Raw genomic sequence first — 14,612 nt, 5'->3', positions numbered from 1 at the left:
CTCAACCACACACACTCCCCCCCCCCCGCCCCCCCCCCCCCCCGCCGCCCCCCGCGGGGGGGGGGGCGGCGCCACGGGGAGGGGTCAGAGTGCGGCGGCGCCGCGCGAGCGCAGCTGCTGGGCGTACTGCTGGAGGGCCCACAACTCGCTCTGCACCGCGTGCAGTTCCTCCGGGGTGGCGCGGCTGCCGAGGCGCTGGAGGTGGGCCCGGGCCTCGTTGACCCGGCGGTCGACGGCCTGCAGACGCAGCTTCACCAGGAACTCGCCGGCGTAGAGCGAGTCGGCCGCCCGGCGGGAGCGGATCGGCTCGACGGTGAGCTCGGTGACCAGGCCGCGGACCTGGTCGTCCGGGCTGGCCTCGCGGACGGTGGCGGTGAAGTCGGGCAGGCCGGCCCCGTACGCGGCGCCGCCGGCCTGGCCGATGGCGCGACGGACGGCGGCGTAGGGCGGGGTGGGGAACTCGTCCTCGCCGTACTGGTCGAAGGCCGGGCTGACCAGGTCCGGGTGCTGGAGGGCGAGCTTGAGCAGCTCGCGCTCGACGAACTGGGCCGGATCGCGCGGGTTCAGCCGGAAGGCCGGGCGCGGGGGCTGGACGGGCGGCGCGGCCTGCCCGGGGTCGGGGCGGCGGGTCGGGCGCTGCCCGTTCTGCTGGTTGTCGCGCTGCCAGCGGGCGAGCTGGCCGATCCGGCGGACCACGAACTGCTCGTCCAGGATGCCCAGCATGCCGGCCAGTTGGACGGCGTACTCGTGCTGGATCGACCGGTCCTTGATCTTGACGATGATCCCGGCGGCCTCCTCCAGGGCGGCGGCCCGGCCCTCGGCGCTGTCCACCCGGTGCCGGGCGACGGCCGAGCGCAGCGCGAACTCGAACAGCGGGACGGGATTCTCGATCAGCTCGCGGACGGCCTCGTCGCCCTTGGCGAGCCGCAGGTCGCACGGGTCCATGCCGCCGGGGGTGATCGCGATGGAGGTGCGGGCGGCGAACTTCTGATCGTCCTCGAAGGCACGTAGGGCGGCCTTCTGGCCGGCCGCGTCGCCGTCGAAGGTGAAGACCGTCTCGCCGCGGTAGGTGGAGGTGTCCATCAGCAGCCGGCGGATGATCTTGACATGGTCCTCGCCGAAGGCGGTGCCGCAGGTGGCCACCGCGGTGGTGACCCCGGCGAGGTGACAGGCCATCACATCGGTGTAGCCCTCGACCACCACGGCCCGGCCGGACTTGGCGATCTCCTTGCGGGCCAGGTCGATGCCGTAGAGCACCTGGGACTTCTTGTAGAGCGGCGTCTCGGGGGTGTTGAGGTACTTGGGCCCGGTGTCGTCCTCGCGCAGCCGGCGGGCGCCGAAGCCGACCACCTCGCCGCCGGAGTCCCGGATCGGCCAGACCAGCCGGCCGCGGAAGCGGTCGATCAGGCCGCCGCGCTGGCCCTGCGAGGCGAGGCCGCCGAGCAGGATCTCCTTGTCGGTGAAGCCCTTGCCGCGCAGGTAGCGGACCAGGTGCTCCCAGCCCACCGGCGCGTAGCCGACCCCGAAGTGCTGGGCGGCGGCCTCGTCGAAGCCGCGCTCGGCCAGGAAGCGGCGGCCGATCTCCGCCTCCGGCGAGCCGAGCTGCTCCTGGTACCAGGCGGCGGCCACCTTGTGCGCCTCGACCAGCCGGGTGCGCTCGCCCTGCTGGTGGCGGGGCGAGTAGCCGCCCTCCTCGTACCGCAGGGTGATGCCGGCCTGGGCGGCCATCCGCTCCACGGCCTCGGCGAAGGAGCAGTGCTCGATCTTCATCAGGAACGAGATGGTGTCGCCGCTCTCGCCGCAGCCGAAGCAGTGGTAGACGCCCTTGCCCGGGTGCACGTAGAAGGAGGCGGACTTCTCGTCGTGGAACGGGCAGACGCCCTTGAGCTGGGCGCCGCCACCGCTGGTCAGCTGGACGTAGTCGCCGACGACCGCGTCGATGGGCAGCGCGTTGCGCACCGCCTGCACGTCTTCGTCCCTGATCCGACCGGCCACCCTGGAAGTTTACGCACCCGCCGGGGCGGCCACGGGCCGCGGGATCAGTCGGTCACCTTCTCGACCAGCCGCCGGTGCAGCGCGAAGGCGGACGCGTCGGTCAGGGTGGCGATCTGGTCGACCACCGCGCGCAGCGCGGCGCGGTCGTCCTCGGCCTCCTGGTACAGGGCGGCGAAGACCGGGTCCAGACCGTGCGGGGCCGTCCGGGCCAGCGCCTCGGCCAGCTCGGCGATCACGATCCGCTGGCGGGTGCGCAGCTGCGCCTGCTCGTCGCGCTGCATCACGTAGCGGACGGCGACCGCCTTGAGCACCGCGCACTCCAGCCGGACGTCGGAGGGCACCACCAGCTCGGCCGCGTACCGGGTGAGCGGGCCGGGGCCGTAGCGGGCCCGGGTGGCCTGCTCGGCGGCCTGGCAGAAGCGGCCGATCAGCTGGCTGGTGAGGTCCTTCAGCCCGGCCCTGGCGCGGGCCGAGCCATCGTACGTGCGGGGCCACCACTCCTGGGCCTGGAGCCGGTCCAGCGCCTCGGCCAGCTCGGCGGAGGACGCCTCGGGGGCGTACCGCTCGGCGATCTTGAACAGCTCGGCGCGCTCCTCGGCGGAGCGCAGCGCGGCCGGGTCGATGTGGCCGGCCTGCAGGCCGTCCTCGACGTCGTGGGTGGAGTAGGCGACGTCGTCGGACCAGTCCATCACGGTGGCCTCGAAGCACTTGCGGCCTTCGGGCGCCCCCGTCCGCAGCCAGCGGAAGACCGGCAGGTCGTCGGCGTAGACGCCGTACTTGGTGGAGCCCGGGTCGGTGGGGTGGCCGCCGCGCGGCCAGGGGTACTTGGTGGCGGCGTCCAGCGCGGCCCGGCTGAGGTTGAGGCCGACGCTGCGGCCGGGCCAGGGGGCGAGCCGGGCCGGGGCCTCGTCGAGCGGGGCGAACCGCTTGGGCTCCAGCCTGGTCAGGATCCGCAGCGACTGCGCGTTGCCCTCGAAGCCGCCGCAGGCCTCGGCCGCCTGGTCGAGCGCCTCCTCGCCGGTGTGGCCGAACGGCGGGTGGCCGATGTCGTGCGCCAGGCAGCCCGCCTCCACCAGGTCCGGGTCGCAGCCGAGCGCCGCGCCGAGCTCGCGGCCGACCTGGGCGCACTCCAGCGAGTGGGTCAGTCTGGTCCGGGAGAAGTCCGCCCGCATCGGGGCGACGACCTGGGTGGTGCCGGCCAGCCGGCGCAGCGCCGCGGAGTGCAGCACCCGGGCGCGGTCGCGCTGGAACGCGGTGCGGCCGGGGCGCTTGTCCGGCTCGGGCACCCAACGGGCCTCGGCCTGCGGGTCGTACGGGGAGGTGCGGTGCGGTGCGGTGTCGTCCATATGACTGTCACGGTACGCCCGCCCGCCGACATCGCACCGGTCGCCGCGCTATCGGGCCGGCGTGCGGGCGGTGAACAGCGGGCGGTGACCGGAGGTTGGTGGCCACGGGGCGTCGGCGCGGTTGCCCGGCGCCGGGCCTGCCGGCGCGTCAGACGAGCCGCGGGTGCGGCCGGGCCACGGCCGGCAGCCGACCGGCGGCCGCCGCGTAGCGTCGCAGCAACAGCCGGACCAGCAGCGGGTGCGCGCCGAGCGGGGCGGCGGCCGGGCCGTCCCAGGCGGCCGCCGCGAGCCGGGCGAAGTCCCCCGGCGCGGTGAAGTACGCCGCCACCGCCACCGGACCGCCGTGCTCCCGTGCCAGCCGGGCCGCCACCTCGGCCACACCCGGCCCGGCGCCGGTCACGTACCCGGCACGGACCGGGACCATGAGCCGCGCCCCGAGCAGGGCCGCCTGGGCCTCGGTGTCCAGCGCCGCCCGCTCCTCCCGCGAACCGGCCGCGGCGAGCACCACCGGGCCGGCGCCCGGCCGCACCCCGGCCTGCGCCAGCCGCAGCGCGAGCAGCTCGGCGAGCAGCGGATCGGGCCCCAGCGGGGCCGCGACCACCCCGTCGACCTGCGGCGCCGCGGCCAGCACGGCCGGCAGGTCGACCTTGGCGTGGTAACCGCGGCCGAGCAGCAGCGGGACGAGCACCGCCGCACCGCCCAGTCCGGCCAGCACCTCGGGCAGCAGCGGGGCGTTCAGGCCGAGGTGGGCCGGGCGGACGTCGAGCTCCGGGCGGGCCGCGGCCACCATCGCCGCCAGCCGGCCGACCTCGGCGGCCGCGGCCGGATCCCGGGAGCCGTGGGCGACCAGCACCAGCGCGGGGCGCCGGGCCCCGTGCAGCGTCCTCGGCGGGGCGGGCGAGCTCGGCGGGGCGGCGGGGGCGAGGTTCATGCCGGAAGCCTCGACGACGGCCGTTTCACCGCCGTTGCCCTGCCGTCACGGCCGGTTTCCCGGCCCTCACAACGTCGCCCGCGGCACCGTGAGCCCGCTCACAGCGCGCCGGCGCGGGCACTGAGGGCGAAGTTCCGCTGGTGAAACAGCGTGGCCCCGGCCGGGTAACACCCGCCGCGGATGCTCGCTGCACCTGCTCACCGCCCGGAGCACCACCACCGGAGGGACTCCCCTATGACCACCACCAAACCCACGCTGGTCCTGGTCGGGTACGGCATGGTCGGCCACCGCTTCCTGGAGGCGCTGGCCGAGACCGGCGCCGCCGACCGCTACCGGGTCGTCGTGCTCGCCGAGGAGCCGCGGCCGGCCTACGACCGGGTCGCCCTCACCTCGTACTTCGCCGGGCGCACCGCCGAGGACCTGCTGCTCGCCGAGGAGGGCTTCACCGACCGGCACGGCTACCAGGTGCACCTGTCCTCCAAGGTCACCGCCGTCGACCGGACCGCCAAGGCCGTCACCACCGCGGCCGGGCACCGGCTGCGCTACGACACCCTGGTGCTGGCCACCGGCTCGTACCCGTTCGTGCCGCCGGTGCCCGGCCGGGACGCCGAGGGCTGCTTCGTCTACCGCACCATCGAGGACCTGCAGGCCATCGAGGCCTACGCGGCCGGGCGGACGGTCGGCGCCGTGGTCGGCGGCGGACTGCTCGGGCTGGAGGCGGCCGGTGCGCTGCTCGGGCTCGGGCTGGAGACCCATGTGGTGGAGTTCGCCCCCCGGCTGATGCCCGTCCAGGTGGACGAGGGCGGCGGCGCGGCGCTGCGGCGCACCATCGAGGACCTGGGCGTGGTGGTGCACACCGGGGTCGGCACCACGGCCGTCGAGGTCTGTGCCGGGGGCCGGGCCGCCGGGATGGCCTTCACCGACGGCTCCCGGCTGGACACCGGCCTGGTGGTCTTCTCGGCGGGCGTGCGCCCCCGCGACGCGCTCGCCCGGGAGTGCGGGCTGGCGGTCGGGGAGCGCGGCGGGATCGCCGTGGACGAGCTGTGCCGCACCTCGGACCCGGACGTCTTCGCCATCGGCGAGTGCGCGCTGGCCGCCGACGGCCGGGTCTACGGGCTGGTCGCGCCCGGCTACGAGATGGCCAGGACGGTCGCCCAGCAGCTGGCCCGGCAGGCGGTGCGGCCGTTCACCGGCGCGGACCTGTCCACCAAGCTGAAGCTGCTCGGGGTGGACGTGGCCAGCTTCGGCGACGCCTTCGGCAGCACCCCCGGCGCCCTGGACGTGGTGTACTCCGACGCCCGCGCCGGCCTCTACCGCAAGCTGGTGGTCTCCCCCGAGGGCGCGCTGCTCGGCGGCATCCTGGTCGGCGACGCGGAAGCGTACGCCACCCTGCGGCCGCTGGCCGGCACCGGCACCCCGCTGCCCGTGCCGGCCGAGTCGCTGGTGCTGCCGGCCGGCCTGGGCGCGCCCGTCCGGCTGGGCGGCGCGGCGCTGCCCGACGAGGCGGTGGTCTGCAACTGCCACAACGTCACCAAGGGCGCCGTGCGGGCCGCCGTCAACGGGCACGGCTGCGGCGGCGTCCCCGAGGTCAAGGCGTGCACCAAGGCCGGCACCGGCTGCGGCTCCTGCCTCAAGCTGCTGGGCACCGTCGTGGACGAGGAGCTGGCGGCCGCCGGGGTGGAGCTCGACCGGGGCCTTTGCCCCTGCTTCGGGCAGACCCGCGCGGAGCTGTACGAGATCGTCCGGGTCAAGCGGATCGCCACCCACCGCCGGCTGCTCGCCGAGCACGGCCGCCTGGGCGGCGAGGGCTGCGAGGTCTGCAAGCCGACCGTGGCCTCGGTGATCGCCTCGCTGGCGCCCGAACTCGCGGTCTCCGGGCACATCCTGGACGACGAGCAGGGCGCGCTCCAGGACACCAACGACCACTTCCTGGCCAACCTCCAGCGCAACGGCTCCTACTCGGTGGTGCCGCGGATCCCCGGCGGCGAGATCACCCCGGACAAGCTCATCGTGATCGGCGAGGTGGCCCGCGACTTCGGGCTCTACACCAAGATCACCGGTGGTCAGCGGATCGACCTGTTCGGCGCCCGGGTGGACCAGCTGCCGCAGATCTGGCACCGGCTGGTCGCGGCCGGCTTCGAGTCCGGCCACGCCTACGGCAAGTCGCTGCGCACCGTGAAGTCCTGCGTGGGCTCCACCTGGTGCCGCTACGGCGTGCAGGACTCGGTCGCCATGGCGATCCGGCTGGAGCTGCGCTACCGGGGCCTGCGCAGCCCGCACAAACTCAAGTCGGCGGTCTCCGGCTGCGCCCGGGAGTGCGCGGAGGCCCGGGGCAAGGACTTCGGGGTGATCGCCACCTCCAACGGCTGGAACCTCTACGTCGGCGGCAACGGCGGCGCCACCCCCCGGCACGCCGACCTGCTCGCCCAGGACCTGGACGACGAGCATCTGATCCGGCTCACCGACCGCTTCCTGATGTTCTACATCCGCACCGCCGACCGGCTGGAGCGCACCTCCGCCTGGCTGGAGCGAATCGACGGCGGCCTCGACCACGTCCGGGCCGTGGTGGTGGAGGACAGCCTGGGCATCGCGGCCGACCTGGAGGCCCTGATGGCCCGGCACGTGACCGACTACCAGGACGAGTGGGCCGCCACCCTGGCCGACCCGGAGCGCACGGCCCGGTTCGTCTCCTTCGTCAACGCGCCCGGCGTGCCCGACCCCAGCATCCGGTTCACCCCCGAGCGCGACCAGCTCAAGCCCGATCTGACCGTGCTCACCACCGAGGGCGAGCTGCTCGCCACCCTCGGCCGCACCCCCGTCCTGGAGGCCTCGCGTTGACCACCACCCTCGAACCCCCCGGCACCGCCGCCACCACCGACACCGCCCGGGTCGAGCTGCTGGCCGGCGCGGACTGGACGGCGGTCTGTGACTGGAGCCGGCTCACCCCCGGTCGGGGCGTCGCCGTCCTGCTGCCCGACGGCCGGCAGGCCGCGGTCTTCCGGGACAGCCGGGACGCCGTGTACGCGATCGCCAACCAGGACCCGTTCACCGGCGCCTACGTGCTCTCCCGGGGGCTGCTCGGCGCCACCGCCGACGGCCGGGTGTACGTCGCCTCGCCGCTGCTCAAGCAGCGTTTCGACCTGTCGACCGGCGAGTGCCTGGAGGATTCGGGCGTACGGGTCGCCGTGCACCCGGCCAGGGTGGCCCGAGCGGGCGTCAGGAGGAGGTGACCACGGCCAGCACGGCCGCGGCCATCGCCGCCTCGCCCTTGGCGTTGGGGTGCAGCGCGGCCAGCCCGGGGGACGGCATCGGCGGCTCGACCCAGCGCTCGGCCTCGCCCGCGCACATGTCGTGGCCGACCGACGGCGCGTAGGTGTCCACGAAGCGGGCCCCGGCGCCCTCCGCGGCCCGCCGGAGCACCGCGTTGAGCTGCTGCTGCTCGCGGGCGAGGAAGGCCACGTCACCCGGCGCCACCCCCGGCCCGAGGGTGACCGCGCAGGCCGCCGGGTCGGCCGGCAGCAGCGCCGGGTACCCCACCACCAGCACCCGGGCCCGCGGCGCCCGCTGCCGGATCGCCGCCACCGCCTCGGCCAGCTTCGGGCCGGTCGCCTCGATCCGGCGGCCCACCTGGTCGGCGCCGTCCGCGCCGGTGTAGTACTCCTGGCAGGGCGCCTCGGCCCCGGGGGCCGCTGCCGCGGGCCGCTCGGTCAGCGCCGAGGCCACCGACCGCTTGACGCTCTCCAGGGCGCAGCGCCCGAGCACGTCCATGAAGCCGACGTCGTTGCCGCCGATCCCGAGGGTGACCAGCCGGGTCGCCGGGGTGAGGGCGTCCAGCTGCGGCGGGTTGGCGCCGCCCGAGGTCTGCTGGGCCGCCGTCAGGTCCGCGGTCCGCGCGCCGCTGCAGCTGACGTCCCGGAAGTCCGGGCCGGCCAGGTCGAGCCGGGCCGCCACCAGCGAGGGGTAGTTCGCCCCGGAGCGGGCGCAGCCCTTCGGGGTGCCCTGCTGGGGCGGCACCTGCAGGCCGGAGGTGTACGAGTCGCCGAGCGCCGCGTACGGCCCGGCGGGCACGGCGGACGGTGAGGGCACGGCGGTGGTGGCGGGTGCGGCCGTCGGGGAGGCGGCGCGCGACGGGGCGGGCGACGGCCGCGGACCGCCGGCGCAGCCGCTCAGCGCCAGCGGTCCGGCCAGGGCGGCGACCACCGCGGCTCGCCTGAGATCCACACCCATCACTCCCCCGGGGTCGGGCCGTCATCGTCAGCGACGGACGGCCCGTCCCCCGGGCGTCCTGGCCGCACAACGAGCCGGGGCCTGGATTCGATCCCGGCCCCGGCCACCACCTGCGGCAGCACCGATCAGCAGGCGCCGATCACTCGGCGCCGCGCTCGTGCTCGGCCAGGAACTCCTCGAAGCGCGCGCCCAGTTCGTCGGCCGAGGGCAGGTCGGCGCTCTGCGCCAGCAGGCTCTCCCGGTCCTCGGCGCCGGCCACCGCGTCGTACTGGCCCTCCATGCCCCGGATGGCGGAGCGCAGCTCGCCGTCGCCCTGGGTCAGCTGGTCCTCGATCTCGGCGTAGACCTCGTCCACCCGGGCCCGCAGCTCGCTGCCCGGCAGCACCAGGCCGGTGGCCGACTGGACGGCCTCCAGGATCACCACGGCGGCGGCCGGGTAGGCCGAGCGGGCGATGTAGTGCGGCACGTGCACCGCGAAGCCCAGCACGTCGTGGCCGGCCTCGCCGAGGCGGTACTCCAGCAGCGCCTGCGCGCTTCCCGGCACCTGGGCCTGCTCGAACCACTTCGGGTACCCCGGCGCCAGGTCGAGCCGGTTGCCGTGCGGGGTCACGCCCACCGGCCGGGTGTGCGGCACGCCCATCGGGATGCCGTGGAAGTCGACCGACAGCCGGATCTCGAACTCCTCGACCAGGCCCCGCACGGCCGCCGAGAAGAGCTCCCACTCGGTGTCCGGCTCGGGGCCGGTGAGCACCAGGAACGGCGCGCCGGTGGAGTCGTGCGCCAGCTGGAGCAGGATCTCCGGCGGGTCGTAGGCCGTCCAGGTCTCCTTGTCGAAGGTCATCGCGGGGCGGCGGGCCCGGTAGTCGACCAGCCGGTCGTGGTCGAACCTGGCGACCACCTGGGGGTGGCCCTGCTCCAGCAGGTGTGCCACGACCTGACCGCCGGCCTCGCCCGCGTCCATGAAGCCCTCGAAGTGGTACAGCAGTACCAGGCCGGTCTCGGCCTCCGCGGCTGCGTCGCGGGCGGCGGCCACCGCGGCCACGCCCAGCGGCTCCAGCTGGTACAGCTCCTTGGGATCACGCACGGTGCACCCAACCCCGTTCCGTCTCGTCGTCTCACCGGGCCGACCCTGCTGGGCCCGCCCACGGCGGAGTGGCCTGTCACGGCCCGGCCGCCTGCTTCAGTCCAGCGTGCCCGGAGCCGTCGGCATTCCCGCCGCGCCCGGTGTCTTCGCCCCGTCCCGGGAATCTTCTCACCTGTCCGGAAAACCGCTGGTAGGAGCCCCCGCCCCGGCTGCGGCCGGCCGGATCCGGGCGGGCGCCGCGGTTCGCGCGCCCCCGTTCGCGCGATGCGAGGTGACGCACCGCCCTCGGGCGGGTATCGTCCTCTCGCTGCCTCGCATCGTCGCGTCGTCGCCACGCCGTCCGTCACGTCGTGGGCCACGACCCGGTCCGGTGCTCGGCCAGCCACTCCTCCCGCACCTTGCCTTCACCTGGCCGCCTGCTTCCTTCGCGCTCTCGTTCCTCCTTCGGCCATCTCGCGGACGCACACTGTCCCCTCGCTCATCCCGCCGGTACGGTCCCGTCGACCCGATTCCGTTCCGGCACCGCGCTGCCCGCTTCCGGGCCGCCGGCACCGCCGTACGTCCGCGTTCCGGACGGCGCGGCGGCCGCGGCGGCAGTATCCGGGGCCGGGGCGAAAGACCACTGCCCTCGTGCCGTACCCCGGCGCGAACGGCCCCTCCGATCGCCGAAGGACCGAAGGATCCGTGCCCGTACCCGTCACCCTCTACGGCCGCACCGTGCGGCTGGAGCCCCTCGCCCTGCATCACGCCGCGGCCCTGGCCCAGGCCGGCGCCGAGGACCGTACGACCTACGCCTTCACCCCCGTTCCGCACGGCCTGGAAGCCGCCCGGGAGTACGTCTCACGTGCCCTGGCCGACCAGGCGGCGGGCCGGTCGCTGCCGTTCGCGACGGTGAACACCGCCGACGACCGGGTGGTCGGGTCGACCCGCTTCCTGGAACTGGACTACTGGCAGGGGCCGCTGGTCTGGCCGCCGACCCCCGGCGTGCCGCACGGTGACCCGCTGCTGGCCGTCCCGGACGCCGCCGAGATCGGCAACACCTGGCTCTCGCCGCGCGCCCAGGGCACCGGCATCAACACCGAGGCCAAGCTGCTGATGCTGCGGCACGCCTTCGAGACCTGGGGCGTGCGGCGGATCTCGCTGCGCGCGGACGCCCGCAACAGCCGCTCGCGCACCGCGATCGAGCGGCTGGGCGCGACCTGCGAAGGGGTCCGCCGGGCCCACTCGCGGGGTCTGGACGGCGAGGTCCGCAGCACCGCGTTCTACTCCATCCTGGACGAGGAGTGGGAGGCCGTCCGCGACATCATCGAGCTGCGGATCGCGGCCGCCACCTCGCCGAGCGCGCCGGATCCGGCCCTCAACCAGGAGTGTCTTAGACACGGCGGCCCACTGATCGCGGCCTGACCACGGCCCGACCCGCGATCCGGCGGCCGGTCCGACCCGACCGGGGCACCGGGCGGGTCGGACCGGCCGCACCGGCCGACGCTCAGGCGTCGGCCTCCCACTCCTGCGCGTCGTAGGGCGGCGCCCCGCCGGTCCGCTTGCGGGCCAGCTCGCGGGTCTCCTCGGGGAGCGCGTCCAGGTCGACCAGCCGGGGCAGCAGCTGAGCGTCCGTCATCAGCGCCCGGAAGCACAGCTCGACGGTCACCCGGTGCTCCGGGCGGTGCTCGACGGTGACCTCGTCCCCGGCCCGGATCACCCCGGGCTCGATGATCCGCAGGTAGGCGCCGGGCCGAGCGCCGTGCGCGAAGCGCTTGACCCAGCCGCGCTCGTCCAGCCAGCGGGCGAAGGTCGAGCAGGGGATGCGCGGCGAGGACACCTCCAGCAGCACCTGCCCCCCGATCCGCCAGCGCTCGCCGATCAGCGCGCCGTCCACGTCCAGGCCGGTGGTGGTCAGGTTCTCCCCGAAGCAGCCACCGGCCAGGTCGCGGCCGAGGTCGCGCTCCCAGTGGTCCAGGCTCTCCCGGGCGTAGGCGTAGACGGCCTGGTCGTCGCCGCCGTGGTTGCGGGTGTCGAAGATGCTGTCGCCGACCAGGCCGCCGCCCCGCGCGGCGCTCTTCGGCCCCGGGGGCCGGAGCTCCACCGGGTGGTCGACCGGGCGCTTGTCGATGCCGGTGGCCGTGGTCTCGGGCTTCGCCGGGTTCGGACGGGGGTGGGCGAGGTTGACGGAGAGCAGATGTGCCATGCCCGCAGCCTAGAACCGCGCGGGCGGCGGCAGGGTCCGGTCCCGGCCGGAATCACCCGGCCGGGACCGGACCGCGCTCACACCAGCGCCAGCAGCCGCGCCACCAGGGCCGGGCCCTCGCCGTCGTGGTGCCGGGGATGCGCCTCCACCACGGCCGACACCGGCCGCCAGCCGGCGCCCGGGCCGCCCGGCAGCGGCTCGATCCGGATCTCGGCCAGCCCGGGCCCGGCGCCGCGGTGCACATGGAGCACGCCCTCGGCGGTGTACGTGGCCAGCAGGCCACCCGCGGCCCCGGGGCGCGGCCCGGACCGGATCCGCTGCCACCGCTCCTCGCTCCAGCGCACCGGGGGGACCGGCGCGGGGCGGGGCAGCAGGATCGGCCGCAGCGACGGCTGCGCCACCGCGACGCCGCCGGGGGCCGGGGTGGCCCAGGCGGGCAGTGCTTCGCGGGCCGCCAGCCAGGCGGCCGGGATGCCCTCGGTGCCGGTGCGGGCGGCGACCACCCCGCCGACGATCGCGGCGGTGGTGTCCACGTCGCCGCCCGCGGCGATGGTCTCCCAGATCGCGGTCGGGTAGTCGGTGAGGTGCCGCGCCGCAACCCAGAGCGCGAACGGGACGGTGTCGGCGGCGCTCACCCGGCTGCCGTTGCCCAGGGCCCGGGCGGCGTCCAGGGTGCCGGCGCCGGTCAGCCGCAGCGCCTCGGCGAGGCCCCGGCGGACGGCGCCCGGCGGGGTGAGGGCGGCCACGGCGGCCAGGAAGCGGTCGGGCGAGGTCGGTTCGGTGCGGGCCCGGACGGCGTAGGCGGCGGCCACCGCGACGGCGATCGCACCGTCGACGGCCTGCGGGTGGGAGTGCGTGATCACGGCGGTGTCGGCGGCCGGCCGGACCACCCCCGCCGGGTCCGCCGCGTGCGCCGCACCGAGCGGGGCGACCCGCATCGCGGCGCCGTTGCCGTACGAGCCCTGCCCGTCGAACAGCTCGGCCGCCAGCCGGGTGGCGTCGCCGCCCTCCCGGACCAGCCGCAGCAGGCGGCCCGCCGCCGGGCCGTAGCCGCGGTCGAAGTCGTGGCGGCGGGCGAAGGAGTGGGTGAGGTCGAAGGTGTCGATGGCGCCGCGTTCGGCCTGTGCCGCGTGCACCGAGCAGGCCATCTCGGTGTCATCGGTCCACGGCCAGACCCCGGGCGGGGCCTGACGGCGGTCCAGCCGGTCGTGGTTGTCGGGGAGGAAGAACTGGGCGCCGAGCGCGTCGCCGACCGAGAGGCCGTGCAGGGAGTCGAGGGCGGGAGGAGTGGTGGATGTCATCGAGGAGCGATCCTCCCACCCACCGGCGTCAGCGGCCGAGGAATTCCGTGACGGTCCGGACGAAGGCGTCCGGGTCGTCCAGCCAGGGGTAGTGGCCGCCGCCGGGCTGGGTGCGGTGGACGCCCTGGGGGAAGGCCTCGGCGAACTCCGCGGCGCGGCGCGGGGTCGGTCCGCCGTCGAGCTCGCCGGAGAGCACCAGGACGGGTGCCTTGAGTCCGGCCAGGCCCGCCCGGGTGGCGGCCGGGTCGAAGGCGCCGGGCGCCCGGAACAGCGGTGCGGCCTCCAGGTTGCGCTGCTCAGGGGCGGCGGCGGCGTGGGCCTGGGCCGCCGCGTCCCAGCGGCCGTAGTAGAGCGGCTGGAGGGCGGCCCACTCCTCCGCGGTGGGGGTGCCGACCAGGGCCGTCTCCAGGGCGGCCAGCGCGGCCGGGCCCCAGGACGGGTTGCCGCGCCGGCGGACGGACTCCCGCAGGTCCTCGGGGTCGGCGTCGAGCCCCACCACCGCGGTGGCCGGGGTGATCAGCGCGAGCCGGCCGAGCCGTTCCGGGTGCTCGGCGGCGTAGCGGGTGGCCAGGCCTGCTCCGGCCGAGTGCGCGAGCAGGTCGATCCGCTCCAGGCCGAGGTGCGCGCGCAGCGCCTCGACGTCGGCGACCTGCCGGTCGCAGCGGTAGCCGGCCGGGTCGGCCGAGTGCCCGGAGCGCCCGGTGCCGCGCAGGTCGAGCAGCACCAGGGTGCGGTGCGCGGCGAGGCCGCCGAGGTCGCCCAGGTACGCGGCGGCGCGCATCGGGCCGCCGGGCAGGCAGATCAGCGGCTCGCCACGGCCGATCCGGCGGTAGGCGAGGGTGGTGCCGTCAGGGGCGGTGAAGGTGGGCATGGCCATGATCCTCGCGACCGGGGAGGCCGGGCGCAAGGAGGCCCGGCCAGTGCCGGGCGCGCCGCGTCCGCCGCCCGGCGCGTCAGCACCTGGGGTCGATCTCCTGGAAGGACCCGTAGTGGTCCGCGGTCCAGTACCGTTCCCCCGCCGCGCCGGTGATCACCCGGCGGGCGCCCCGGTCCACCGAACCCGGGGTGGTCACCGTGTACTCGTGGTAGTAGCCGCCGCGCTGCCGGGGCAGCCGCTTCTCCCGGTTCTCGAACACCACGCCGTCCGAGCGGTACGGGTACGGGCCGCCGGCGGCGATCAGCGCCAGCGTGTCGGCGGCCTGCTGCGGGAGCCGGGAGCGGCAGACGTCGGCCAGGGCCGAGCTGCTCGGCACCCACGCGCCGGCGGACCGGGTGGCCGAGGCAGCAGGCTCCGACGGACCGGGACCGGATCCGCAGCCGGCCAGGGCAGCCACGGCGCACAGGGCGAGGAGCAGGGCGGGGAGCAGGCGGCTGCGCATCCGCCCAGCTTGCCCCGGCGCCGGCCCGGCCGGGGCCGAAAACGCCGCCGGGGCGGGCCCGGACGCCATTGTCCGTGCCCGCCCCGACTGCTCACGTACGGCGGCTCTCCTGCGCCGAGCTCCGCCGTACGCCCCTCCCCGTCGGAGGGGGTGCGGTCAGCGAT

Annotated in this window: 11 protein-coding genes and 1 pseudogene; 3 read left to right on the top strand and 9 right to left on the bottom strand. The window is 76.0% G+C overall.

What is annotated here, in order from left to right; translation table 11 throughout:
- Window positions 1–84: 84 nt before the first annotated feature.
- The 3 genes from dnaG to AB0K43_RS25815 form a co-directional block, all read right to left on the bottom strand.
- A complete protein-coding gene (gene dnaG, locus AB0K43_RS25825) occupies window positions 85–1,995 on the bottom strand; it encodes a DNA primase (RefSeq protein WP_363643716.1) in 1,911 nt (636 codons plus the stop codon).
- A 44-nt stretch (window positions 1,996–2,039) separates the two neighbouring features.
- Window positions 2,040–3,341: a deoxyguanosinetriphosphate triphosphohydrolase gene (locus tag AB0K43_RS25820; RefSeq protein WP_363643714.1), complete on the bottom strand. Its 1,302-nt coding sequence runs from the start codon at window positions 3,339–3,341 to the stop codon at window positions 2,040–2,042.
- A gap of 148 nt (window positions 3,342–3,489) precedes the next feature.
- On the bottom strand, window positions 3,490–4,272 hold the full coding sequence (locus tag AB0K43_RS25815) for a CbiX/SirB N-terminal domain-containing protein (RefSeq protein ID WP_363643712.1): 783 nt from the start codon (window positions 4,270–4,272) through the stop codon (window positions 3,490–3,492).
- Between the two features lie 234 nt (window positions 4,273–4,506).
- On the opposite strand from AB0K43_RS25815, the gene nirB reads away from it, so the two are divergent.
- Complete coding sequence (gene nirB, locus AB0K43_RS25810; protein WP_363643710.1) at window positions 4,507–7,110, top strand: nitrite reductase large subunit NirB; 2,604 nt, start codon at window positions 4,507–4,509, stop codon at window positions 7,108–7,110.
- The gene (nirD, locus tag AB0K43_RS25805; protein WP_363643708.1) at window positions 7,107–7,502 is read left to right on the top strand and encodes a nitrite reductase small subunit NirD; all 396 of its coding nucleotides are present in this window, start codon (window positions 7,107–7,109) and stop codon (window positions 7,500–7,502) included. Before nirB ends, nirD begins: the two co-directional genes overlap by 4 nt.
- Here the strand turns inward: nirD and AB0K43_RS25800 are convergent.
- The gene (locus AB0K43_RS25800) at window positions 7,489–8,493 is read right to left on the bottom strand and encodes an SGNH/GDSL hydrolase family protein (protein ID WP_363643706.1); all 1,005 of its coding nucleotides are present in this window, start codon (window positions 8,491–8,493) and stop codon (window positions 7,489–7,491) included. The genes nirD and AB0K43_RS25800 overlap by 14 nt on opposite strands.
- Window positions 8,494–8,638: 145 nt before the next feature.
- Window positions 8,639–9,583 (bottom strand): PAC2 family protein, encoded by a 945-nt coding sequence (locus AB0K43_RS25795; protein WP_363643704.1) that lies wholly within the window; start codon window positions 9,581–9,583, stop codon window positions 8,639–8,641.
- Window positions 9,584–10,267: 684 nt separating this feature from the next.
- On the opposite strand from AB0K43_RS25795, the gene AB0K43_RS25790 reads away from it, so the two are divergent.
- Entirely contained in the window at window positions 10,268–10,987 is a 720-nt protein-coding gene (locus AB0K43_RS25790) for a GNAT family protein (protein ID WP_363643702.1), read from the top strand.
- A gap of 82 nt (window positions 10,988–11,069) precedes the next feature.
- Here the strand turns inward: AB0K43_RS25790 and AB0K43_RS25785 are convergent, their stop codons facing one another.
- The 4 genes and pseudogenes from AB0K43_RS25785 to AB0K43_RS25770 form a co-directional block, all read right to left on the bottom strand.
- Window positions 11,070–11,768: an MOSC domain-containing protein gene (locus tag AB0K43_RS25785; protein WP_363643700.1), complete on the bottom strand. Its 699-nt coding sequence runs from the start codon at window positions 11,766–11,768 to the stop codon at window positions 11,070–11,072.
- Between the two features lie 416 nt (window positions 11,769–12,184).
- A pseudogene (locus AB0K43_RS25780) lies at window positions 12,185–13,069 on the bottom strand (ADP-ribosylglycohydrolase family protein); the annotation flags it as partial.
- Window positions 13,070–13,097: 28 nt separating this feature from the next.
- Window positions 13,098–13,940, bottom strand: a complete 843-nt coding sequence (locus AB0K43_RS25775) for an alpha/beta hydrolase (RefSeq protein ID WP_363643694.1) — start codon at window positions 13,938–13,940, stop codon at window positions 13,098–13,100.
- 82 nt (window positions 13,941–14,022) lie between these two features.
- A complete protein-coding gene (locus AB0K43_RS25770; protein WP_363643692.1) occupies window positions 14,023–14,448 on the bottom strand; it encodes a ribonuclease domain-containing protein in 426 nt (141 codons plus the stop codon).
- Window positions 14,449–14,612 lie beyond the last annotated feature (164 nt).

This window comes from Kitasatospora sp. NPDC049258, from assembly GCF_040678895.1.
In the GTDB taxonomy this organism is placed as follows: Bacteria; Actinomycetota; Actinomycetes; order Streptomycetales; family Streptomycetaceae; genus Kitasatospora.
This window is presented reverse-complemented; position numbering and strand designations above follow the sequence as displayed.